General features: G+C 66.5%; 26 protein-coding genes. 10 read left to right on the plus strand and 16 right to left on the minus strand.

Features of this window, described 5'->3' with window-relative positions:
- The 3 genes from AC30QB_RS01880 to purU all read right to left on the minus strand — a co-directional run.
- The coding region (locus tag AC30QB_RS01880) for a YheT family hydrolase (RefSeq protein WP_489544490.1) at nucleotides 1–796 on the minus strand (796 nt) is incomplete at its 3' end.
- 5 nt (nucleotides 797–801) lie between these two features.
- Nucleotides 802–1,218, minus strand: a complete 417-nt coding sequence (locus AC30QB_RS01885; protein ID WP_489544491.1) for a YybH family protein — start codon at nucleotides 1,216–1,218, stop codon at nucleotides 802–804.
- A 43-nt stretch (nucleotides 1,219–1,261) separates the two neighbouring features.
- On the minus strand, nucleotides 1,262–2,167 hold the full coding sequence (purU, locus tag AC30QB_RS01890) for a formyltetrahydrofolate deformylase (RefSeq protein ID WP_489544492.1): 906 nt from the start codon (nucleotides 2,165–2,167) through the stop codon (nucleotides 1,262–1,264).
- A gap of 132 nt (nucleotides 2,168–2,299) precedes the next feature.
- Here purU and AC30QB_RS01895 point away from each other — a divergent pair, with 132 nt between their 5' ends.
- Together AC30QB_RS01895 and AC30QB_RS01900 are read left to right on the plus strand one after the other, a co-directional pair.
- Nucleotides 2,300–2,929 (plus strand): sigma-70 family RNA polymerase sigma factor, encoded by a 630-nt coding sequence (locus AC30QB_RS01895; RefSeq protein WP_489544493.1) that lies wholly within the window; start codon nucleotides 2,300–2,302, stop codon nucleotides 2,927–2,929.
- A 2-nt stretch (nucleotides 2,930–2,931) separates the two neighbouring features.
- Nucleotides 2,932–3,633 carry an anti-sigma factor gene (locus AC30QB_RS01900; protein WP_489544494.1) on the plus strand — a complete coding sequence of 234 codons (702 nt, stop codon included), beginning with the start codon at nucleotides 2,932–2,934 and terminating at the stop codon, nucleotides 3,631–3,633.
- Here the strand turns inward: AC30QB_RS01900 and waaF are convergent.
- The 7 genes from waaF to AC30QB_RS01935 all read right to left on the minus strand — a co-directional run bounded on the left by waaF (nucleotide 3,609) and on the right by AC30QB_RS01935 (nucleotide 8,615).
- The gene (gene waaF / locus AC30QB_RS01905) at nucleotides 3,609–4,661 is read right to left on the minus strand and encodes a lipopolysaccharide heptosyltransferase II (RefSeq protein WP_489544495.1); all 1,053 of its coding nucleotides are present in this window, start codon (nucleotides 4,659–4,661) and stop codon (nucleotides 3,609–3,611) included. The genes AC30QB_RS01900 and waaF overlap by 25 nt on opposite strands.
- Before the next feature lie 4 nt (nucleotides 4,662–4,665).
- Complete coding sequence (locus AC30QB_RS01910) at nucleotides 4,666–4,875, minus strand: zinc-finger domain-containing protein (RefSeq protein ID WP_489544496.1); 210 nt, start codon at nucleotides 4,873–4,875, stop codon at nucleotides 4,666–4,668.
- 7 nt (nucleotides 4,876–4,882) lie between these two features.
- Complete coding sequence (locus AC30QB_RS01915; RefSeq protein WP_489544497.1) at nucleotides 4,883–5,806, minus strand: branched-chain amino acid transaminase; 924 nt, start codon at nucleotides 5,804–5,806, stop codon at nucleotides 4,883–4,885.
- A gap of 67 nt (nucleotides 5,807–5,873) precedes the next feature.
- Nucleotides 5,874–6,260: a hypothetical protein gene (locus AC30QB_RS01920; protein ID WP_489544498.1), complete on the minus strand. Its 387-nt coding sequence runs from the start codon at nucleotides 6,258–6,260 to the stop codon at nucleotides 5,874–5,876.
- Complete coding sequence (locus AC30QB_RS01925; protein WP_489544499.1) at nucleotides 6,257–6,517, minus strand: DUF6587 family protein; 261 nt, start codon at nucleotides 6,515–6,517, stop codon at nucleotides 6,257–6,259. The genes AC30QB_RS01920 and AC30QB_RS01925 overlap by 4 nt, the downstream gene beginning before the upstream one ends.
- A complete protein-coding gene (feoB, locus tag AC30QB_RS01930) occupies nucleotides 6,514–8,367 on the minus strand; it encodes a ferrous iron transporter B (RefSeq protein WP_489544500.1) in 1,854 nt (617 codons plus the stop codon). The genes AC30QB_RS01925 and feoB overlap by 4 nt, the downstream gene beginning before the upstream one ends.
- A complete protein-coding gene (locus tag AC30QB_RS01935; protein ID WP_489544501.1) occupies nucleotides 8,364–8,615 on the minus strand; it encodes a FeoA family protein in 252 nt (83 codons plus the stop codon). Before AC30QB_RS01935 ends, feoB begins: the two co-directional genes overlap by 4 nt.
- A 237-nt stretch (nucleotides 8,616–8,852) precedes the next feature.
- Here AC30QB_RS01935 and gntA point away from each other — a divergent pair, with 237 nt between their 5' ends.
- The 4 genes from gntA to AC30QB_RS01955 are packed head-to-tail and all read left to right on the plus strand — an operon-like array spanning nucleotide 8,853 to nucleotide 12,082.
- On the plus strand, nucleotides 8,853–9,545 hold the full coding sequence (gntA, locus tag AC30QB_RS01940) for a guanitoxin biosynthesis heme-dependent pre-guanitoxin N-hydroxylase GntA (RefSeq protein WP_489544502.1): 693 nt from the start codon (nucleotides 8,853–8,855) through the stop codon (nucleotides 9,543–9,545).
- On the plus strand, nucleotides 9,538–10,149 hold the full coding sequence (locus tag AC30QB_RS01945; protein ID WP_489544503.1) for a DUF1989 domain-containing protein: 612 nt from the start codon (nucleotides 9,538–9,540) through the stop codon (nucleotides 10,147–10,149). Before gntA ends, AC30QB_RS01945 begins: the two co-directional genes overlap by 8 nt.
- Nucleotides 10,140–10,967 carry a GNAT family N-acetyltransferase gene (locus AC30QB_RS01950; RefSeq protein WP_489544504.1) on the plus strand — a complete coding sequence of 276 codons (828 nt, stop codon included), beginning with the start codon at nucleotides 10,140–10,142 and terminating at the stop codon, nucleotides 10,965–10,967. The genes AC30QB_RS01945 and AC30QB_RS01950 overlap by 10 nt, the downstream gene beginning before the upstream one ends.
- 2 nt (nucleotides 10,968–10,969) lie before the next feature.
- Nucleotides 10,970–12,082, plus strand: a complete 1,113-nt coding sequence (locus AC30QB_RS01955) for a hypothetical protein (protein WP_489544505.1) — start codon at nucleotides 10,970–10,972, stop codon at nucleotides 12,080–12,082.
- Here AC30QB_RS01955 and AC30QB_RS01960 read toward each other — a convergent pair.
- From AC30QB_RS01960 to AC30QB_RS01970, 3 genes are read right to left on the minus strand one after another with little or no spacing between them, the layout of a single operon-like run.
- Nucleotides 12,064–12,972 carry a lysylphosphatidylglycerol synthase domain-containing protein gene (locus tag AC30QB_RS01960; protein WP_489544506.1) on the minus strand — a complete coding sequence of 303 codons (909 nt, stop codon included), beginning with the start codon at nucleotides 12,970–12,972 and terminating at the stop codon, nucleotides 12,064–12,066. The genes AC30QB_RS01955 and AC30QB_RS01960 overlap by 19 nt on opposite strands.
- Nucleotides 12,969–14,324, minus strand: coding sequence for a DNA repair protein RadA (radA, locus tag AC30QB_RS01965; RefSeq protein WP_489544507.1), 1,356 nt, complete (start codon nucleotides 14,322–14,324; stop codon nucleotides 12,969–12,971). Before radA ends, AC30QB_RS01960 begins: the two co-directional genes overlap by 4 nt.
- Nucleotides 14,321–14,632: a DUF2917 domain-containing protein gene (locus AC30QB_RS01970; protein WP_489544508.1), complete on the minus strand. Its 312-nt coding sequence runs from the start codon at nucleotides 14,630–14,632 to the stop codon at nucleotides 14,321–14,323. Before AC30QB_RS01970 ends, radA begins: the two co-directional genes overlap by 4 nt.
- 179 nt (nucleotides 14,633–14,811) lie before the next feature.
- On the opposite strand from AC30QB_RS01970, the gene AC30QB_RS01975 reads away from it, so the two are divergent.
- From AC30QB_RS01975 to AC30QB_RS01985, 3 genes are all read left to right on the plus strand, one after another.
- Complete coding sequence (locus AC30QB_RS01975; protein ID WP_489544509.1) at nucleotides 14,812–16,311, plus strand: aminotransferase-like domain-containing protein; 1,500 nt, start codon at nucleotides 14,812–14,814, stop codon at nucleotides 16,309–16,311.
- A 92-nt stretch (nucleotides 16,312–16,403) separates the two neighbouring features.
- The gene (locus tag AC30QB_RS01980) at nucleotides 16,404–17,030 is read left to right on the plus strand and encodes a LysE family transporter (RefSeq protein ID WP_489544510.1); all 627 of its coding nucleotides are present in this window, start codon (nucleotides 16,404–16,406) and stop codon (nucleotides 17,028–17,030) included.
- 179 nt (nucleotides 17,031–17,209) lie between these two features.
- Nucleotides 17,210–18,466 carry an HD-GYP domain-containing protein gene (locus AC30QB_RS01985; protein WP_489544511.1) on the plus strand — a complete coding sequence of 419 codons (1,257 nt, stop codon included), beginning with the start codon at nucleotides 17,210–17,212 and terminating at the stop codon, nucleotides 18,464–18,466.
- Between the two features lie 46 nt (nucleotides 18,467–18,512).
- Here AC30QB_RS01985 and arfB read toward each other — a convergent pair whose 3' ends face one another.
- Genes arfB through alr form a run of 3 tightly spaced genes read right to left on the minus strand, consistent with a single transcriptional unit; the run spans nucleotide 18,513 to nucleotide 20,723 of the window.
- Nucleotides 18,513–18,917 (minus strand): alternative ribosome rescue aminoacyl-tRNA hydrolase ArfB, encoded by a 405-nt coding sequence (arfB, locus tag AC30QB_RS01990; RefSeq protein WP_489544512.1) that lies wholly within the window; start codon nucleotides 18,915–18,917, stop codon nucleotides 18,513–18,515.
- A gap of 4 nt (nucleotides 18,918–18,921) precedes the next feature.
- Nucleotides 18,922–19,611: a hypothetical protein gene (locus tag AC30QB_RS01995; protein WP_489544513.1), complete on the minus strand. Its 690-nt coding sequence runs from the start codon at nucleotides 19,609–19,611 to the stop codon at nucleotides 18,922–18,924.
- A complete protein-coding gene (alr, locus tag AC30QB_RS02000) occupies nucleotides 19,608–20,723 on the minus strand; it encodes an alanine racemase (RefSeq protein WP_489544514.1) in 1,116 nt (371 codons plus the stop codon). The genes AC30QB_RS01995 and alr overlap by 4 nt, the downstream gene beginning before the upstream one ends.
- A gap of 175 nt (nucleotides 20,724–20,898) precedes the next feature.
- Here alr and lplT point away from each other — a divergent pair, with 175 nt between their 5' ends.
- Nucleotides 20,899–22,173, plus strand: coding sequence for a lysophospholipid transporter LplT (gene lplT, locus AC30QB_RS02005; RefSeq protein ID WP_489544515.1), 1,275 nt, complete (start codon nucleotides 20,899–20,901; stop codon nucleotides 22,171–22,173).
- Nucleotides 22,174–22,189 lie beyond the last annotated feature (16 nt).

Genomic DNA, 22,189 nt, shown 5'->3' on the forward strand with positions numbered 1-22,189 from the left:
GGATGCGGATGCGATGCAGATGCGGCCTGGCCGAGGCGCGTGCGTAATAGTCGTCGGTGTTCCTGAAACCGTGCAGCGGCGCGGTGAAGACGTTGTCGAAGGCGTACAGGTCGCGCGCGGCCAGCAGCGTCTGGCGGTCGAACAGGCCCGGATGCTGCGCCAGCTTGGCCAGCGCACGCGGCTTCATCGAGCGCAGGAACATGCGCGTGTAGAGCTGCCGGTTCAAGCCGCGGCCGATGGCGTGGCCACCCGCGGCCAGGTCGATCGGCGAACTGACGGCGGCCAATGCGCTGACGGTGCGCGACGCGCTGGCGCCCGCTTCTTCGGCCCAGCGCAGCAGCGCATTGCCGCCGAGCGACACACCCACCGCGACGATGGGGCCGTGGTGTTTCTCGCGCATGCGCTCGAGCACCCAGCCGATCTCTTCATGGTCGCCCGAGTGGTAAGCGCGCGGTGCCAGGTTGAGCTCGCCCGAGCAGCCGCGAAAGTGCGGCACGGCATAGCGCCAGCCGTTCTCGCGCGCCCAGTTGGCAAAGGCGCGGGCGTAGTGGCTGGCGGACGAGCCTTCGAGGCCATGGAACAGCACCAGCAAGGGGCGGCTGATGGTGTCGTCGGAATGCGCCACGCTGAAGTCGACGTCGATGAAGTCTTGGTCGGGTGTGGTCCAACGCTCGCGCCGATACACGGGAGCCGGGCCTTGGTGGCTGCGCGCAAAGAGCGCCGGCCAAATGGTTTGCAGGTTGCCGCCGACCGGGCCATGGCCCAGGAGCCAGCGGGGGGCGCGGTAGTTCTGCATGTCGTCTAGTGCAATACGGAAGGCGTCTCGCCCACCTCTGGTAACTCTTGTGCCGAACCGGGGCTGGCGTGGTGCGCCACGAGGCGCCAGCCCAGCGTAGTTTTGATGTAAACGTTGGTTGCCAGCACATACGCCAGCTGCGGGCCTTCGTCGGTCAGCACCTGGATGCGCTCAACCACGCTGTGCACCGCGCAGGCGTGGGTGACGACGCGGCGCACGCGCTCGGGGTGGGCGTCGATCACACCGTTGGAAAACATGGCGTCGAAGGTAGCGCGTATGGCCGCTGAGCCCACCACGCGCGGGCCGTTGGGGTGCACGCAGCTGATGTCGTCGTCGTCCGACCACACGGCCATGAGCTTCTCGATGTCGCCGCGCTGCAGCGCTTCGTAGAACTGCGCCTCGGTGTCGTCGGATGACGCCATGAGAGCGATGTCAGGGGGTTTGGGCCGGGCCATGGGCAGGGCGTCAGAGGAAGATGACGGTCTTCTGGCCGTTGAGCAGCACGCGGTGCTCCACATGCCAGCGCACGGCGCGAGCCAGCACCATGCACTCCACATCGCGGCCGGCGGCGGTGAAGCCTTCGGCACTGAGCGAGTGGTCTACACGCGCCACGTCTTGCTCGATGATCGGGCCCTCGTCGAGCTCGGCCGTCACGTAGTGGGCGGTGGCGCCGATCAGCTTTACGCCGCGGTCGTGGGCCTGGTAGTAGGGCTTGGCGCCTTTGAAGCTGGGCAGGAAGCTGTGGTGGATGTTGATCGCGCGGCCCTTCAGGAAGCCGCAGAAGGCTGGGCTCAAGATCTGCATGTAGCGGGCCAGCACCACGAGGTCGATCTGGTGCTCGTTGACCAAGGCCTCGACCTGCTCTTCTTGTGCTCGCTTGGCGCTGGCGCTGGCACCCACCGGCAGGGGCAGGTGGTGGAAGGGAATGCCGTAGCGCGACGCCAGGTCGGCGAAGGTCGGGTGGTTGGACACGATGGCCGGTATGTCTACGTTCAGCTGGCCCGAGTGCCAGCGGTAAAGCAAGTCGTTCAGGCAGTGGCCGTGCTGGCTCACCATCAGCAGCAGCCGAGGTTTGCGCAGGCGGTGGTTGAACTGCGCCTGCATGCCGAACTGCTCGCGCACGCTGGTGAAGAGGTTGGTCAGGGTGTCGGTGCTGGCCAAATGCGGCGGCGCCTCGAAGTGCACCCGCATGAAGAAGAGGCCGGTACTGTGCACGCCGGTTTCGTCGGGCAGGTCACCGAACTGCTGTGAATCGAGGATGTTGCAGCCCGCCTGGTACAGCAGCCCAGCGACCGCGAAGACGATGCCCTTGGCGTCGCGGCAAGAAAGTGTGAGCACGAATTCGCGCTGAGGAGACACGGCAGAAGGCATGGGTGGAATTGTACGGAGGGGCTGTGTTGTAAGAAGTCTCATGCCCGAGCTGACCTTCCCGCCATCCCCTTGCTGCACGTTCTTGCCACCTAGAATGCCGCAGCGTGATTTCCATCACACCCCCACCCCGCCATGGCCGTTGATCTGCAAGATTGGAGCGAGCGCAGCCGAGAGCTGTCGCGCCTGCTGGGGCGTGCAGGCTTGGGGGACCGTGTGGCTTTTGCCCGCTTGTACGAGCTGAGCAGCTCGCATCTGTTTGCCGTCGTGCTGCGTATCAACAGAGACAGGGCGCAAGCTGAAGATGTGCTGCAAGAGGTGTATGTCAATGTCTGGCGGGCCGCGCAAAGCTTCGATGCAGCGCAAAGCCAGCCGCTGACCTGGCTCACCAGCGTTGCGCGCAACCGCGCGATCGACAGCCTGCGCCGCAAGGCGGCCGAGCCGCAAACCCAGCCCGCACTCATGAGTGCTAACGATGACGAGGAACGAGACGTGTACGACGACATGGCCGACAACGCACCCGGACCGCTGGCTCTCCTGAGCCAGGCCTCGGATGCGCGCGCGCTGACGCAGTGCATGCAGGGTCTGACGGCGCAACAGCGCCAGAGCGTGGCACTGGCCTTCTATGACGGGCTGAGCCATGCCGAAGTGGCCGAGCAGATGCGCCAGCCGTTGGGCACGGTGAAGTCGTGGGTGCGGCGTGCTTTGCTGTCACTCAAATCGTGCCTCGAAGGCGCTGTCGTGCGCGACATGCAATCTGAATAGCCATGGACTACAGCCGCCCCGAACTCGTTGACCGTCTGGCCGCCGCCTATACGGCCGGCACGCTGCGCGGGCCTGCGCGGCGCCGCCTTGTGTCGCTGATGCGCTCGCATGCGGGGCTGCGCACCGCCGTTCGTGAGTGGGAAGCGAGGCTCATGCCGCTGACCGCCAGCATCGCTCCCGTGCCACCGCCGCCGCGGGTGTGGAAGGCCATTGAGTCGCGCATCGCACCCAATCAGGCGGTCAAGCTTGTCCCCAAGTGGTGGTCGCAGCTGGCCGTGTGGCGGGCCATCTCGGGCGTGGCCACCATGGCCGCGCTGACGCTTGCGGTGCTGCTCGCCATCCCGCAGCCTTCGCAGCCACCAATCATCGTCGTGCTGACGCCCGCGGGTGGTACTGCGCCAGAGGGCGGCGTGGTGCCCGCCTCATTCGTGGCCAGCATCAGCGCCGATGGCCGCGCCATGGTCACCAAGCCGCTCTCCACCGTGTCGCTGCAAGCCGATCGCGCGCTGGAGCTGTGGGCGGTGCCGGCGCAGGGTGCGCCGCGCTCGCTGGGGGTGATCTCGGAGAAGTCGGCCACCGTGGTCAAGCGAGGCCGCGTGCTCGACAACACCGCGGCACTGGCCGTCACCCTGGAGCCACCGGGTGGCTCGCCCACCGGCGCACCCACCGGCCCCATCCTCTACTTGGGCAAGCTGGTGCTGTGAGCGCCTCGCTCGTCAGCTTGTACGGGGCTATGTCCACGCTGCAAGGTGTTGTCTAACGCGGTTTGTACGCGCGTGGCCGACACGCCCGTCAGGCAGCGGGTGTGGCCGAAGCGGCACACGCGGTCGAAGCAGGGAGTGCAGTCGAGCTGCAGCTCTTCTTTCAGCCACAGCACACGTGCCTTGTCGTTCAGAGGTGGCGTGTGCTCTGGGCTGGTGGAGCCGAACACGGCCACTTGCGGGACGCCGAAGGCGGCCGCCACATGCATCAGCCCCGAGTCGTTGCTGACCACACCGCGTGCAGCGGCGATGAGCGCCATGGCGTCGATCAGCGAGGTCTTGCCAGCGAGCACACGGCAGGCACCAGGGGCGGCCTGGGCGATCTCTTCGCACAGCGCGGCTTCCTTGCCGGAGCCCAGCAGCGCGATGGGCAAGCCGTGTGCTGTGTACAGCGAGCGCGCCAGCTCGGCGTAGTGGCTCGCCGGCCAGCACTTGGCCGGGCCGTACTCGGCACCGGGCGCAAATGCAAAGTAGCCACCCGGCGTGAGCGAAGCCGCGGTGGTGGCCTGCCGCAGTCTCGCATCGTCGAATTGCAGCTGTGGTTGCTCGGCCGCAGGCGCTGCACCTGCCAGCGCGCGGTAAAACGCCACCATCGGCGGCCGCCCGCCCGGGTTGGGCAGGCGCTGGTTCAGCAGCAGGTAGCGGCCTTCGCCGTGATAGCCCACGCGTTTCGGGATGCCCGCGAAGAACGGAATCAGCGCCGCCTTCAGCGAGTTGGGCAGCACATAGGCGGTGTCGAATCGGCCACGCAAGGTGGCAGCCATTTGGCGCCGCGCTGACCAGTCGAGCCGGCCATGTGCGAAGGGCAGCTCGATCACCTCTTCGACTTGCGGCATGGCGCGGTAGACCGGTGCGACCCAGGGCAGCGCAGCCACTGCGAGTTGCTCGCCGCGCGCAGCGAGCGCGCGCAGCAAGGGCTCCGACATCACCGCGTCGCCTATCCACTGCGGCGCGATGACCAGGCTCTTCATGGGTTCAGTGCCCGCCGTGGACCTTTTCGCCGGCTTTGAGGCGGTACTCAGTGCCGCAGTATGGGCACTTGCCGCTGCCCGTGGTCACGACGTCGATGAACACCTTGGGGTGGGTGCTCCACAGCGCCATTTTCGGGTTGGGGCAGGCGATGACACCGGGGCCCTGCAAGTCAGCGGCGGCCACTTCGATCACGGCTTGGGGTTGGTTGCTCATGGGGGTGTCAGACAGCGGTGAGCCATTCGGCGTACTTGGGGTTGCGGCCATTCACGATGTCGAAGAAGGCGCTCTGGATCTTCTCGGTGAGGGGCCCGCGCGAGCCCTGGCCGATCTCGATGCGGTCGAGCTCGCGTATGGGCGTCACTTCGGCGGCCGTGCCAGTGAAGAAGGCTTCGTCGCAAATGTAGACCTCGTCGCGCGTGATGCGCTTTTCCTTCAGCTCCAGGCCCAGGTCTTTGCAGATTGCAAACACGGTGTTGCGCGTGATGCCGTTGAGCGCACCAGCCGACAGGTCGGGCGTGTAGACCACGCCGCCCTTGATGACGAAGATGTTCTCGCCCGCGCCTTCGCTCACGAAGCCCGAAGCGTCTAGCAGCAGCGCTTCGTCGTAGCCGTCTTCGGTGGCTTCCATGTTGGCCAGGATGGAGTTGGTGTAGTTGCTCACCGCCTTGGCCTGCGTCATGGTGATGTTGACGTGGTGGCGCGTGTAGCTGCTGGTCTTCACGCGGATGCCGCGCTTGAGGCCTTCTTCACCCAGGTAGGCACCCCACGACCAGGCGGCCACCATCAGGTGGATGGTGTTGCCCTTGGGGCTGACACCGAGTTTTTCGGAGCCTATCCAGGTGAGCGGGCGCAGGTAGCAGCTCTCCAGCTTGTTTTCACGCACCACGGCGCGCTGGGCTTCCATCACTTGCTCCTGGGTGAAGGGGATCTTCATGCGCAGAATCTTTGCGCTGTTGAACAGGCGCTCGGTGTGCTCGCGCAGCCGAAAGATCGCGGTGCCCTTGGCCGTGTTGTAGGCGCGCACGCCTTCGAAAGCGCCACAACCGTAGTGCAGCGTGTGGGAAAGCACATGGATCTTGGCGTCGCGCCACTCCACCATCTCGCCATCCATCCAGATTTTCCCGTCGCGATCGGCCATAGACATGGCTGGCTCCTGTAATTCGTTCAAGAGCGCGATTTTAGGGACTTGGGAAGACGCCCTTGGGCCAGCGTCAGGTGTCGGGTGTTTCGGGTCGGGTGAGCTGCCAGCTTTGCAGCTTGGCACCCTCAAACACCAGCGTCACACGGCTGTGGCCGTCATCGGCCCAGGCCCAGGTCTCAGGCTGCTCGCTTATCTGGTGGCCCAGGCTTTCAGTCAGCGCGATCACCTGCATCAGTGTCATGCCGGTCTTCAGCTTCGCGTTGATCATCACGGCGCTGCCCACGTGGCCCTTGGGGGCCTGGGCGGCATTTTTCATGGCACGCAGCGCGCGGCTGAACTGCAGCAGCAGCCAGAACACGATCACCGACACCGCCATCACCACGCCCTGCCAGCCGTAGGCGCGCCAGCCCGCCGCCACGGCCACCACTGCCAGGCCCCACCCCACGATCGGGTTCATGGCTTGGGCTGGCGGTGGATGCGTATGGGCTGCGCAGCGCCCGCAGCCGGCTTGGGCCTGCCGGCGTCGCAGCCATCACAGCCGCAACCGGTGGGCGCCTTGGCGGCGCGGCGCACACGTGCAGCCAAGGCATCAGGCCAGGGCCAGTGCAGCGCGCGCTGGGCGAGGGCGCGCCGCAGCGCCGAAGGCATCAGCGTCCAAACCGCGTAACTGCTGCACGCGAGCACGATCAGGGCGACGACAAGGTTTTGAATCATGAGCCCAGCCACAAGGTGGTGCGGTAGGTGATGAACGAGGCCAGGTAGGCCAGCGCAAACATGTACGCAGCCATGATCAGCGGGTAGCGCCATGAGTTGGTTTCGCGCTTCACCACCGCCAGCGTCGACAGGCATTGCGGTGCAAACACGTACCAGGCGATGAGCGAGAAGGCGGTGGCCAGTGACCATCCGGCGGCAATCACCGGCGACAGCGCGTCTGCCACTTCACCCGTGGTGGCCGACATGGCGTACACCGTGCCGAGCGCGCCCACCGCCACTTCACGCGCGGCCAAGCCGGGCACCAGCGCGATCGAGATCTGCCAGTTGAAGCCTATGGGCGCAAAGACCACCTGCAAGGCTTGGCCCAGCTGGCCGGCCAGGCTGTATTGAATGGCAGGGCCGGTGGCGCCGTCGGGTGGCCCCGGGTAGCTGGAGAGAAACCACAGCACCACCGTCAGCGAGAAGATGATGGTGCCCACGCGGGTGAGAAAGATGCGCGCCCGCTCTGCCAGCCCGAGCAGCAGGTTGCGTGCATTGGGCCAGCGGTAGGGCGGCAGCTCCAGCATCAGGGGCTGGTAGCTCGACTTGGTCCACACCCGCTTGAGCAGCCAGGCCACGGCCATGGCAGACACCACGCCTGCCACGTACAGCACGAAGAGCGTGATGCCCTGCAAGTTGAAAATGCCCACCTTGCGTGCCGGCACGAAGGCGCCGATGAGCAAGGCATACACCGGCAAACGCGCCGAGCACGTCATCAGTGGCGCCACCATGATGGTGGCCAGGCGGTCGCGCCAGTTGGGGATGGTGCGCGTGGCCATGATGCCGGGGATGGCGCAGGCAAAGCTCGACAGCAGCGGGATGAAGGCTCGGCCCGACAGGCCCACCTTGCCCATTACGTTGTCGAGCAGGAAGGCGGCGCGGGGCAGGTAGCCCGAGTCTTCCATGATCAGGATGAAGAAGAAGAGGATCAGGATCTGCGGCAGGAAGACGATCACGCCGCCTACGCCGGCGATCACGCCGTCGACCAGCAGGCTGCGCAAGGGGCCGTCGGCCATCTGGCTGTTGACCCACCCACCACTGGCGGTCACGCTGTACTTGATGGCGTCCATGGGCAGGTTGGCCCAGGAGAACACCGCCTGGAAGATGAGAAACAGCAGCACCGCCAACATCATCAAGCCCCACACCGGGTGCATCACCGCGGCGTCGAGCTTGTGGTTGAAGCGCTTGAACTGCATGGCGCCGGGCGCCACCAGCGCCAGGATGCGGCGCACCTCGCGCTGCAGCTGGGCTGAGCTGGGGGCGGTGTCTGCGGCCACGGGCGCGGCCGGCCATGACGACTGCAGCTCCAGCTGCGCCAACAGGGCCGCGTGCCCGTGGTGTTGCACCGCCACCGTCTCCACCACCGGCATGCCCAGCTCGGTGCTGAGGCGGGGCACGTCGATCTTCAGGCCATTGGTGCGGGCCACGTCGGCCATGTTGAGCGACAGCAGCATGGGCCGACCCAGGCGCTTGAGCTCCAGCACCAAGCGCAGGTTCATCGGCAGGTTGGTCGCGTCGACCACGGCCACGATGGCGTCGGGCGCCGGCTCGTCGGCGCGCTGGCCCAAGACCACATCGCGCGTCACCATTTCATCAGGGGTCGACGGGGTCAGGCTGTAGGCGCCGGGCAGGTCGATCACTGACACCGTGCGGCCACTCTTGAGCGTGACAGTGCCGACCTTGCGCTCCACCGTCACGCCGGCGTAGTTGGCGACCTTCTGGCGCGCACCGGTGAGCAGGTTGAACAGCGCCGTCTTGCCGCAGTTCGGGTTGCCGACCAGGGCCACCCGCAAAGCCAGGGGGTCGCTCATGGCACCGACACCTCGACACACTGCGCTTCAATCTGACGCAAAGCGAACAAGGTTTCGCCGATCTGCACCGCCAGCGGCTCGCGCCCGCCCGGCCCGCGGCGCAGCACCAGCACCGGTTCGCCGGGCAAGAAGCCCAGCTCGCCCAGGCGATGCAGCATCTGCGCGTCGGCCTGTGGCGAGTGGGCTGTGACGGCCAGCACAGTGCCTTGAGTGCCGTTCGGCAGGTCAGACAAGCGGGGTGAGGGCATGGGCATCTGCGGTGTGCGAGATGCGAATGATAATGAATCTTATCCAACATTGCGCGCTTACCGCGCTTAGCCCCGTTGGCAAGATGTGCCAATCGGCACACAAGGCCCCGCCTCCAAGGGGGCGGGCCACCAGTTCTGCTTGTCCTACAAGCAATGGCGCATCCTGCTGGCAGGGCCGGCTTGCCCTAGCGCTTAACGTGACTTGCCAGTAACCACCGCCGTCTCAGGCTTTGCGCCATGGTGTCACCGCCCGCCTCAAGGCCAGACTCTTCGCTCGACATGCTCACGCGCCGCTTTAAGGCGTATGTGGACAGCGCCGCCTTCCCCTGCGTGGGTGCGCGCTCTGCCGTCCATTGCCAGCGTGCCCGGTTCCAGTACTACGGCCGTTTGGACAAGGAAGAAGGCGTGGCTCGCCTGTGCGACGACTTGGCAGCCTTTTCCCAAGAGTTTCCCGAGCCCGGGGACCAGCCGGCGAGCTTCATTGCCATGTTCGACGAAGGCGTTTCTTCCGAAGCCCAGTTCGAGCGGCTGATGTGGCGGCACCTGCAGCGCCTGCACGACCATGACCGCAAGGCGTTCGCCTGGAACGCCGCGGTGAGCGCCGACCCGGCGTCGCCCGAGTTTTCATTCAGCGTCGCCGGCCGCGCGTTTTTTGTGGTGGGGCTCAGCCCCGTGGCCTCGCGCATCGCCCGCCGCGCGCCCATGCCCTGCCTGGTCTTCAACTTCCACGACCAGTTTGAAAGCCTGCGCGCCAGCGGCAAATACCAAGGCCTGCAGCAGGTCATACGCAAGCGCGACACCGCGCTGCAAGGCGAGATCAACCCCGTGCTCGCGCGTCATGGCGACGCATCCGAGGCCAGGCAGTACTCGGGGCGGGCGACAGAGCCCGGCTGGCGCTGCCCCTTCCAGGCAGGAGCGCGCCATGGGTGAAGCGATCCTGAGCGGCGCGAGGATTGCCCCGCAAAGTGGCGCCTCGTTCAAGATCCGCCGCGGCGAATTGCTGCGGGTGTACGACCCCTGCGGTGAGCAGGTGGCCGACCTGTTTGCCTTCAAAGACGGCGACCTGGCCTGCAGCCTGTCGTCCGGGCGCAGCATTGACTACGCAGGCAAGATTTTTTTGTCGACGGGCGACGTGCTCTATTCCAACGACAGCCGGCCCATGTTCACCATCGTGGCCGACACCGTGGGCCGCCACGACTTTTTGCTCACCCCCTGCAGCCAGGAGATGTTCGAGATCTTGTACGGCTGCAAAGGGCATCACCCGAGTTGCTTTGAAAACCTGTGCCAGGCCTTCGAAGGCCATGGCGTGAAGCGCCAGCAGATTTCGACCACTTTCAACATCTTCATGAACGTCAAGGTGGGCGAAGACGGCAGGGTCAGCGTCGAGCCACCCACTTCCAAGCCGGGCGACTACATAGAGCTGCGCGCCGACATGGACATGGTGTGCGGGCTCACGGCCTGCTCGGCAGAGATGTCGAACAACGGCGCGTTCAAGCCGATCGACTATGAAATCGTGCAGCGGCCATGCAGCTGATATCGCCTTCTGCCGCTGCGCCGACCGTGCTGGCCGACACGATGTGCACAGCTGCACGGGCCGGGCGCCGCGCGGCGCCTACGGCCTCGTTTCGAGTGGGTTGGGCCACCAGCGCAGAAGAGGTGCGCGAGGCGCAGCGCCTGCGCTTTCGCATCTTTGCGACCGAGATGGGGGCTCGCTTGAACCCGACCCCAGGCGCACTCGCGGGTCACGACACCGATCCCTTCGACCCGTTCTGCGAGCACCTGCTGGTGCGCGCCGTGGGCCATGAGCGGCACGGCGAGGTGATTGCCACCTGTCGTGTGCTCACGCCCGCCGCGGCGCAGCGGGCAGGTAGCCGCTACACCGACCGCGAATTCGATCTGCAACCCGTTTGCGACCTGCTGCCTCGGGCGCTGGAGATGGGGCGCGTCTGCGTAGAACCAGCGTGGCGCAACGGGCTTGTGTTGATGGCGCTTTGGCAAGAGCTGGGCGGCCACATGGCCCACCAGGGCCTGGACACCCTGATTGGCTGCGCAAGCGTCAGCTACGCCGATGGCGGCGAGCTTGCTTGCTTCCTTTGGCACGACCTGAAGCAGAACCACCTCGTGCCCCTGGCGCAGCCTGTGCAGCCGCGAACGCCGTTTCGCCTGCGGGCGTGGGACCGCGCCGCACATCCCCCACCCGTGCCGGCGTTGATCAGAGGCTACCTGCGCTGTGGCGCCAAGCTGCTAGGCCCGCCCGCGTTCGACGCGTCATTCAACACGGTCGACTTTCCCATGCTGTTGCGCATCGGCGATCTGCCGCATCGCTACAGCAAGCGCATCTTCGGCAGCTGACCATGCCGCGCACCCTTTCTCCACCAGTCGCTTTGGTCGGCGCAGTCGGCGCTGCGGCAGTGCCTGCTCGCGCACGGCTGGGTACGCTGGAGCGGCTGCCCAAATGGCTCAACCTCGTGCCCATCGTGGCGCAATGGGTGTGGCTGTCACTGCGCCATCGTTCTGTCACGCTGCCTTCATCGGCCAACCCGCAGATCACCACCGGCGGCATGGTGGGTGAAGGCAAGATGGAATACCTGGAAATCATGGGTCAGCGGGCGCTGGCCGCCACGGCGACCACCACCTCGGTGGTGTGCGACGGCGCCGCGAGCCTGGTCGAGGCAGAAGCGGCGATGTCTGCCTGCGGCTTGGCCTACCCGATTGTTGTGAAGCCCGATCTCGGGTGGTGCGGTTTCGGCGTGCGCCGGGTGGACGACAGCGCCGCGCTCGCCCAGTACTTCGCGAGCTTCCCGCGAGGTGAGCGGGTGGTCATCCAGCGTTGGATCGACGAGCCGGGTGAGGCAGGCATCTTCTACATGCGCGACCCCGCAAACCCGGTGGGCCAGGTGATCGGCATGCTGCTGCGCCATTACCCCCGGGTGGTGGGCGATGGCGTGCACACGCTGGCGCAGCTTATTGCGGCCGACCCCCGCGCACGCCGCCTCGGCCGTGATGGCGCGAGCGAGGCCTGCTGTGACCTTGCCCTCGTGCCGCCCGCGGGGCAAGAGACGCGCATCGCCATCGTCGGATCGACGCGCGTGGGCGGTGTGTATGAGAACGGCAGTGGGTTCGTCACGCCCTCGCTGGTCGAGGCGATAGACGCCATTGCCCGCGACATGAAAGACTTTCATGTGGGGCGCTTCGATGTGAAATTCACCAGCCTCGCAGCGCTGGGCGCGGGCACAGGCTTCACCGTCATCGAAGTCAACGGCGCCGGCTCAGAAGCGGTGCATGCATGGGACCCACGCTTGACGCTCGCCCAGGCCTATCAAATCATTTTCGACAAGCAGCGCCGCCTGTTTGCCATTGGCGCCGAGATGCGTCGCCGTGGGCATGCGCCAGTCGGGTGGTTCTCGCTCGCCCGCCATCACCTGAAGCAACAGCGCTTGATCAGCCGCTACCCGCCGTCCAACTGAGCCCTCTGCTGACGGCGAGAGAGCCATGCCAGCGCCACCACAGACAGCAGGAACGGCGCCACGTTGTAGATCAACCGGTACAGCAGCAGCGCCGCCAGAAGGTCGGCGCGGCCCGCGCCTGACAACAGGGCCGTGATGCCCGCTTCGAAAACCCCGATGCCCCCGGGCGCATGCGCCAGCAGCCCCAAGGCCACGGCGGCGATGCACCCCACGGCAAACCAGGTGAACGGTGGCGCGAGGTCGGCGGGCAAGAGCACATACAGCGCGCCGATGGCAGCAGCGCTCTCAATGGCGCCCGTGCCCATGAGCATCAGCGCGATGCGGGCCGACGGCAGCGGTTGGTGAAATGAAAACAAGTTCAGCTGACGGGGGCCACCCGCCAGCCAGCACACGAGCCCGATCAACGCCAACGCAACGCCCAGGCCCGTGAGCAGAGAGCGCCCGGCGTGCAAGCCTTGCATCAGTTCGGCGCCGGCCAGCATGGTCAGGAAGCCGAGGCCCAGGGCCAGCCACGACAAAGACACGATGCGTGCCACTTCGGCGCCCGTGAGGCCCTGGCGCAGATAGATGCGCGCGCGCACCACGCTGCCGGTCAGTGCGTGAAAGCCCAAGGTGTTCGAGACGGCGTTGGCGGTGGCACCCGCCGTCAGCGCCACGCCGGTCGATATGCGCTTGCCGGCGACCACGCGGGCGCCCAGCAGGTCGTACACCGCGAGGCACAGAAAGCTCAGGGCGGTCAAGCTCGCAGCGCCGAACAGATGAGAGGCTGGCTGCGCCCTCACGGCGGCGCGCACGCTGGCCCACGACGTGCCGCCAAACTGCGTCCACAAGCCCCACAGCGCGAGCCCCGCGATCAGCAGCGCCAGGCTCGCAGCACCCACGCGTTTCACAGGCTGCGCGCCAGATCGATTGCTTGTTCGATGCGCTCCACGGCGTGAATGGTCAGCCCCTCGATGGGCTTCTTGGGCGCATTGGCCTTGGGCACCACGGCCACACTGAAGCCCAGCTTGGCGGCTTCTTTCAAGCGCTCTTGCCCGCGCGGCGCAGGCCGCACTTCGCCGGCCAGGCCCACTTCGCCAAAGGCGATGAAGCCGCGCGGCAGTGGCTTGCCGCGCAGCGAGCTTTGGATGGCCAGCATCACCGCCAGATCGGCCGCCGGCTCGCTGATGCGCACGCCGCCCACGGCGTTGACGAACACGTCTTGGTCCATGCACACAATGCCGGCGTGGCGGTGCATCACGGCCAGCATCATGGCCAGGCGGTCGCGGTCCAGGCCCACGCTCAGGCGGCGCGGGCTGGGGCCGCCGCTGTCCACCAACGCCTGTATTTCCACCAGCAGCGGCCGCGTGCCTTCCAGCGTGACCAGCACGCAAGAGCCTGCCACCGGGTCACCATGCGTCGACAAGAAAATAGCGCTCGGGTTGGCCACGCCTTTCAGGCCCTTTTCGGTCATGGCAAACACGCCGATCTCGTTGACGGCGCCAAAGCGGTTTTTGATCGCGCGCACCAGGCGGAAGCTGCTGTGCGTGTCGCCTTCGAAGTACAGCACCGTGTCGACGATGTGCTCCAGCACGCGCGGGCCCGCCAGTGCGCCGTCTTTCGTCACGTGGCCCACGAGGATGATGGCCGTGCCGCTGCTCTTGGCAATGCGGGTGAGCTGCGCCGCGCACTCGCGCACCTGCGCCACCGAGCCAGGGGCTGAGGTGAGCTGGTCGCTGTAGACAGTTTGGATGGAGTCGATCACGCACACCGCCGGCCGCTCGGCCTCGATGGTGGCGCTGATCTTCTCCAACTGAATCTCGGCGATCACGCGCACTTGCGAGCCGTCCAGCCCGAGGCGGCGCGAGCGCAGCGCCACCTGTGCGCCCGACTCTTCACCCGTCACATACAGCGTGCGCAGGTTGCGCGACAGCGAGTCGAGCGCCTGCAGCAGCAGCGTCGACTTGCCGATGCCAGGGTCACCGCCGATCAGCACCACGCCACCGGCGACGATGCCGCCGCCCAGCACGCGGTCGAGCTCGTCAAGGCCGGTGGGTTGGCGGTCGACATCAGAGGCTTCGATCTCGCTCAGCGTGGCGACCGGTTGCGCCGCGGCGAGTGCCTGGTAGCGGTGCTTGGATGGCGCATCGGCCACCGACTCGATCAGCGTGTTCCAGGCGTTGCAGTGGGGGCACTTGCCCAGCCATTTCGGGCTGGTGCCGCCGCATTCATTGCAGGTATAGACAGATTTGGGTTTGCTCACCCGGCGACTGTAGCGGCCGGGGTGGCTCGCCCGGTGAGCCTGCGACCCACGCGGCGCAAGAGCGTGCCGAACCAGCTGCCGTCGCGCTCGAAGCGCAGCCACACATCTTGCTCAGCCTCGATCAGCGTGCCCTGGCTGCGCCGCAGCTCGAAGCACTGGCCGTGATGCAAGAAGTGATCGACCAGATCATTGCGCCGCGTCAGCCAGATGCGCCCCGACACCACGCGCACGCGCACCGCCGCCTGGTCCCAAGCGAGCACCTCGCCCTGGCTGAGCTTGAGCGTGACGGGGGGTGTGAAGCGAACCATGATGGCCTCCGCGGGCGTCTGTTTCTGGGGGTTCAGTGTTCCGCGCCGCCCCTTTTGCCGCCATATCCAGCACCCGCTTATCTGCACCAGCACAGATGTGTGTGCCGCGCTCTGTGCTGGTGACAACTGACGACTTCTGTACCTGTCACATCCAGCCTCCGGCGCCCACAATCCATGGCATGAACACCCCCATCGACGCCGGCTTTCCGCTGTACCACCGCGTCGCGGGCGAACTGGCCCAGGCCATCCAGAGTGGCAGCCTGCGCACCGGCGACCGCCTGCCCTCGGTACGCCAGCTGTGCCAGCAACACGGGGTGAGCGCTTCCACGGTCACGCTGGCTTACCGCTGGCTGGAGAACCAGGCCCTGGTCGAAGCGCGGCCGAAATCGGGCCACTTCGTCGCCCAGCGCCACCAGCCGCTGCCCGAGCCCGAGATCGACACGCGCATGGAGCGCCCGGGCTTTGTGACGGCCGACGACCTGACGCGCGAGTTCCTTTACGGCAACGACGACCCGCTCGCCGCTCCCTCGTTCTGCCCCATGCCGGCGCGCGCGCTGCTGCCCGAAGCCAAGCTGCGCCACCTCACCGCGCGGCTGAACCGCCTGCACCCGGAATACGCCTCGCGCTACGCGATCAACGGCAGCGCGGCGTTGCGGCAAGAGATTGCGCGTCGCACGGTCAGCGGCGGCGTGCGGCTGCGGCCTGAAGAGATCATCCTGACCAATGGCGGCACCGAGGCGGTGCTGCTGGCCTTGCGCTCGGCCGCGCAGGCGGGCGACACCATCGCGGTGGAGTCGCCTTGCTACTGGATGCTGCTGGAGATCATCCGCAGCCTGGGCATGCGCTCGATCGAGATCCCCACCCACCCGCGCGAGGGCATCTCGGTCGAAGCGCTGGACCTGGCCACGCAGACGCCGGGCGTCATCAAGGCCTGCGTGGTCATCCCCAACTTCAACAACCCGCTGGGCAGCCTGATGCCGCTGGCCAGCAAGCGCCGCCTGGTAGCGCTGGGCGCCGAGCGCGGCTTCACGCTGATAGAGACCGACATCTATGGCGAGACCTATTTCGGCGACGAGCGCCCGCCGGTGCTCAAGAGCTTAGACACGCAAGACGACGTGATCCTCTGCTCGGCCTTCACCAAGACGGTGGCGCCCGGCTACCGCGTGGGCTGGATGGCGCCGGGCCGGCACTTCAAGGCCGCGCAGTCGCACAAGTTTCACACCTCCATCACCGGGGGCATGCTGCCGCAAGAGGTGCTGGCCGAGTTCATACGCGACGGTGGCTACGACCACCACATGCGCCGCCTGCGCGCAGCGCTCAAGCTGCAAGCGCAACAGATGGCCGATGCGGTGGCGCGGCATTTCCCCGCGGGCTGCAAGCTGAGTCTTCCGCAAGGCGGCTTCATGCTGTGGATCGAGCTGCCGCCGCAGGTCGATTCGCGCAAGGTCTTCGAGCGGGCGCGCCACGAGCACATAGGCTGCGCACCGGGCGCCACCTTCAGCTGCAGCTCGCGTTTCGACCACTTCCTTCGCATCCACTATGGCGACCCGTGGTCAGCCAAGCTTGATGAGCACATCCGCCGGCTGGGGCAGATCGTGGCGGAAGAGGCGGTGGAGCGGGGCCACATTTCTTTTGGACGCAAAGACGCGAAGCAAGACGCAAAGGTCGCAAAGAAATAAGAAGATCTTTCTTTGCGTTCTTGCTATTTCCCTTCCTCCTCTGCGTCTTGGCGACAACTCTTTTATTCCTTGCAGAACGGCACGCACACATCATGGAATTCACCACCTGGCTCGCCTTCTTCGCCGCCTCCTGGGCCATCAGCATCTCGCCAGGCGCGGGCGCGGTGGCCGCCATGAGCTCGGGCTTGAACCACGGCTTTGCGCGTGGCTACTTCATGACCTTCGGCCTGGTGCTGGGCATCTGGACACAGGTGATCGTGGTCGGCCTCGGTCTGGGCGCGCTGATCGCCACGTCGAGCCTCGGCTTTGCCATCGTCAAGTGGCTGGGCGTCGCCTACTTGGTGTGGTTGGGCGTCAAGCAGTGGCGAGCGCCTGCCGTGCCGATGGTGGCCGAGACGGGCAACGCGGCCACCACGAAACGGCGCACGCTGGTGCTGCGGGGCTGGATGGTCAACGCCGTGAACCCCAAGGGCACCGTTTTTCTGCTGGCTGTGGTGCCCCAGTTTCTCAATCTGGCCCACCCACTCGCACCGCAATACACGGTGATCGCCGCCACGCTGGGCTTCACCGACCTGGTGGTGATGGCGGGCTACACGGCGCTCGCCTCCAAGGTGCTGCGCCTGCTCACCTCAGCCCGCCAGATCCGCATCCTCAACCGCACCTTCGGCGGCTTGTTCGTGGCGGCCGGTGGTTTGCTCGCCATGTTCAAGCGGGGGTGATGTGAGCTCCTCGCCCGACGAGTACATCGGGCGATCCCGCGGGGGAATGCGGGTCGGCTTGGGAGCGGCCCGGCGCTCGGCCCGCCGACACCGCGACGGAAACGTGTTGTCACAACCCCGCCCTTGAGTGCGGTGGGTAGGTGTCGAAAACAAGGCGTCACGGCCCGTTGGAGACACACATGACGACGCAAACCCAGCCCCAGAGCTTCACGACCGCCAACCCGCACGCGTTGGCCACCATTCTTGAGGCGAGCCAGACCAAATCGATCATCGCGTCGCGCGACATCTTCGACATCTCGGGCACCAAGCTGTGGGCGCGTGACCAACCTGTCTCGCAGTCGCTGCAACGCAAGCTGCTGGACCGCCAGCTGCGCCAGCCGCTCGAATCCTGTTTGCTCGCCGAAGACGGCGTGACCGCGCACTCGGTGGTGCAAGCGCTAGAGCGATTGATCGAGCGCGACACGCCGCTCGCGCCGCTGCTGCGACCGCATGCCGCCAAGCTGCTGCGCGAGGCGCCGCAGCTGCCGCTGCACCCGGTGGTGCAACTGCTGCTCACCGCGGGCCAAGCCTCGCGGCCCGAGACCTTCGACCATGCGCTGCAGGCGATGGCCTTGAACGGCGCCCTCACCATTGCGCATGGCGGCAGCGCGCAAGACCTGCGGCTGGCCATGCTGAGCGGCCTGCTGCACGACCTGGGCGAGATGTACATCGCGCCCGAGCACGGTGAAGCCGATGCCGGGCACATGCATGACTTCCAGAGCTACAAACATCTGGTGGTGCACCCGCACGTGGGCCAGATGCTGCTGCAGCAGCTCACCGACTACCCGGCCGCGGTAGCGCGCGCCGTGGCCGAGCACCACGAGCGCTTGGATGGTTCGGGCTACCCGCATTGCCTGCAGCGCGACCAGATCTCGCCGCAAGGGCGCCAGCTTGCCGTCACCGAGACGGTGCTCGGTGTGCTGCGCGGTGATTGCCCGTTGCTCGCGCGCGCCAGCGTGGCGCTGCGTGTGGTGCCGGGCGAGTTCGAGCTGGGTTGGGTAGGCGCGATCTCTTATGCAAGCCGGCTCGAACCGGCCCTGCAAACCAGCGTGAGCCGCGACGAAATCAAGGTGCGGCTTGCGCTGCTCGACGCGGCCTTGCAGACCGCACATGTGGGCATCGTGGCGCTCGCATCCACCGCCCAATCGCAGGCCTTGATGGATGCACTGGGCCTGGCTCAGCACCTGTTGGGCCGCCTGCGCAAGGGCTGGAACACCAGCGGCCTGTGGAGCGAAGAAGAGCTCGACGTACAAGACGCCGGCGAGATCGAAGCCGTGGAGCAGGAGCTGTTGTTCCGCCTGCGCGGCGTCCACAGCGCAACCTTGTTGCGTGCCGGCAAGCTGCCGGCCGGCGACTTGCAAAGCTTGAAGCTGCTGGGCGAACAGCTCGGCGGTTGACGATCAGGGCTGAGCGCTCCAGGGTGCTGGCGGCGGGGATCGGACATTACTCGCCACCGCGCACCTTGGAGCGCCCGGCCTTGGTCTCACCGCGCTGGCTCTTGCCCGCCAGCCGACGCTGCTTGGCGCCGTAAGTGGGCCGCGTGGCCTTGCGCACGCGCGGCGGTGTGGCCACGCTGTTCACCAGCTCTTGCAGGCGTGCCAGCGCGTCTTGCTTGTTCATGTCTTGGCTGCGCGAGGTCTGGGCCTTGATCACCACCACGCCATCGGCCGTGATGCGTTGATCGGACATGGCCAGCAGCCGCTCTTTCACCGGCTCGGGCAGCGACGAGGCGCGGATGTCAAAGCGCAGGTGCACGGCGCTCGACACCTTGTTGACGTTTTGCCCGCCCGCGCCTTGCGCGCGGATGGCGTTGAACTCCACCTCGTCGGGGTTGATCTCGGCGGCCATGTCGTCAGCGAAACAGGTCACCAATGGACACGGCGCTGGGCTGCAGGTAGCGCAGGCACCCGCCCAGCACGGCGCTCACCAGCACCAGCAGCAGGCCGGCGATCCAGGTTTTGCCAACGATGTGCAGGAAAGCGTCGTCTTGCGATCGCGGGCGCAGCAGGCGGCGTGCAATCAAGGCACCGAAGACGAACTGCACCGCCACTTCGGCGAGCAAGCCGGCGAGGCCATCGACCAGCATCACCGGCAACAAGCCGGTGAGCATCAAGAGACCAAAAAGCAGCAGCAACAGCGCTGGGATGAGCAGCAGGAGTGCGGCTTCGTCGAAGCTGAAGAGATCGGCCGCGGTGCCAAGCACGTCGCCCCAGTCGAAAGACTTGCCGGCCACTTTCCCCCGGTCTTCGCGCTCGCGATCAAATGCGATGCGTTCGGCTGTTGTGGCCGGCTCGCGCAGCTCGGCCTCGTCGCGCGCCGATGCGGCGAAGTGGCGCAGCCACACCCGCACGCCAAACACCAGGCCCACCGAATACATCACCACTGCGCTCATCGCATAGCGCACAGCAGGCGTGCTCACGTCGAGCCGCCGCAACAGCAACCAGTTGGTGATGCCGCCGACCGCCAGGCACCACAGCGTCAGCACCCAGCCATGAAAGCGCAGCCGCCGCCGCGTGCGCGCGTTGAGCTCGCGCAGGCTCATGACGAGGTGGTGACGACCGGCACCCGCGGCGCCAAGGCACACATCAGCTCGTAGCCCACCGTGCCGGCCGCGCGCGCCACCTCGTCGACGGGCAGCGCGGTGCCCTGCGGCCCGCGGCCCCACAACGTGACCTCGGTGCCCACCACCGCATACGGCACCGGGCTCAGGTCGACGGTGATCATGTCCATCGACACCCGGCCGACCATCTTCGTGCTGACGCCGTTGACCAGCACCGGTGTGCCGGTACTGGCCGAGCGCGGGTAGCCATCGGCATAGCCACAGGCCACGATGCCGATGCGCATGGCGCGGTCGGCGGTGTAGCTGCTGCCGTAGCCCACGGTGTCGCCCACCTGCAGCAGCTGCGTGCTGATCAGGCGCGAGCGCAGCGTCATGGTGGGCTGCAGGCTCCACTGCGCACTGCTGTTCAGTGGGAAGTCAGGCGATGAGCCGTACAACATGATGCCCGGGCGCACCCAGTCGCCGCGCACTTGGGCCTGCTTGGGCGCGTAGCGCAGCGTGGCGGCGCTGTTGCTGATGGAACGCTCGCCGGGCAGGTCGTGTGTGGCCGCGTTGAAAGCCTCCAGCTGGTGCGCGATGCCGCGCGCAGCCTTGGGGTCGCCATCGGCGTCAGACAAGTGCGTCATCAGCGTGATCTGGTCGACTTGCGTGAGACCCGACAGCCGCTGCCAGGCCGATCTGAAGGCAGAGGGCGTGAAGCCCAGGCGGTTCATGCCGCTGTTCATCTTCAGGTACACGTGGTGCGGCCAGGTGGTCTTGTGCGTGGCCAGCCAGTCGATCTGCATCTCGTGGTGCACCACATGCCAGAGGTTCAGACGCGAGCAGCGCTCCAGGTCACGCGCTTCGAAGCAGCCTTCGAGCAAGAGGATGGGCCCGCGCCAGCCGAGCGCTCGCACGCGCTCGGCTTCGGCCAGGTCGAGCAGCGCAAAACCATCGGCGCCCTGCAGGCCGGCATAGGCCCGTTCGATGCCGTGGCCGTAGGCATTGGCCTTGACCACCGCCCACACCTTGGCGTCGGGCGCGTGGTCACGCGCGCACTTGAGGTTGTGCGCAAGCGCGTCGGGGTGAACTTGGGCTTCGATCGGGCGCGGCATGAGCCCGATTCTGCCGGATGACAGCCCCTCGATCGACGGGTACACCGACCGATCCCCCGAGGGGATGCGGGCCGGCTTCGGAGCGGCCCGGTGCTAGGCCCGCCAGCGGCGTGGATAGTCTTTCTTGCGTGCTATAACGGCGCAGCCCCAGCAACGACGCCACTGTGGCGAGTGAATGAAAAAAGGTTTCTACACCATCCTGGCGGCGCAGTTCTTCAGCTCGCTGGCCGACAGCGCGTTGTTCGTCGCTGCGATAGAGATGATTCGCCAATCGGGTGGCGCCGAGTGGCAACGCGCCGCGCTGATCCCGATGTTTGCGCTCTTCTACGTGCTGCTGGCGCCGCTGGTGGGTGCCTTTGCCGACGCGCGGCCCAAGGGCCAGGTGATGTTCGTGTCGAACATGATCAAGGTGGTGGGCTGCTTGATGATGCTGTTCGGCAGCCACCCGCTGCTCGCCTATGCGGTGGTGGGCCTGGGCGCTGCGGCCTACTCGCCCGCGAAATACGGCATCTTGACCGAGCTGCTGCCGCCCTCGCAGCTCGTCAAGGCCAACGGCTGGATGGAAGGCTCGACCATCGCCTCCATCATCCTGGGCACCCTGCTTGGCGGGCAGCTCGTGGGCCGCGTGATCTCGACCAAGTTGCTGAGCTTCGACATCCCGCACCTCACCACCGGCATCAACACCGCGCCCGAAGCCGCCGTGGCCTTGCTGATCGGGCTCTATGCACTGGCCGCGTTGTTCAACCTCGGCATTCCGCGTACCGACGCGCCGCTGCAACCATTGGCCCATGGCGTAAAGGGTCTGGTGCGCGACTTCACCCGCTGCAATGCGCGACTGTGGGGCGACAAGCTGGGCCAGATCTCATTGGCCACCACGACGCTGATCTGGGGCGTGTCTGGCAACCTCAAATACATCGTGTTGGCCTGGGCTGCGGCGGCGCTGGGCTACGACATCACCCAGTCGTCGGCGCTGGTGGGCGTGGTCGCCGTGGGCATGGCGGTGGGCGCGCTGGTGGCCTCGGTCACCACGCGGCTCGACCAGGCGCCGCGTGTCATACCGCTGGGCATTTTGATGGGCCTGCTGGTGATCGCGATGAACGTGATCGACCAGGTGTGGGTGGCCGCGCCCTTCCTGTTGGTGCTGGGTGCGCTCGGTGGCTACATGGTGGTGCCGATGAATGCGCTGCTGCAGCACCGCGGCCACAACCTGATGGGCGCGGGCCGCTCGATCGCCGTTCAAAACTTCAACGAGCAGTTTTGCATCCTGGTGCTGGGCGCGTTTTACTCCGGGCTCAGCCGGTTCGGGCTGTCTGCGTTTGGCGCGATCACCATCTTCGGCCTGCTGGTGGCCGGCGCGATGTGGTTCGTCAGGGGCTGGCACCTGCGCAACTGCGGCAAGCACGCCGATGAGGTCAAGCACCTGCTCCACCTGGCACGCAGCCAGCACTGATATGCGTGGTGCGAAC

The sequence above is a fragment of the Rhizobacter sp. genome (assembly GCF_046595475.1).
Lineage (GTDB): Bacteria > Pseudomonadota > Gammaproteobacteria > Burkholderiales > Burkholderiaceae_C > Rhizobacter.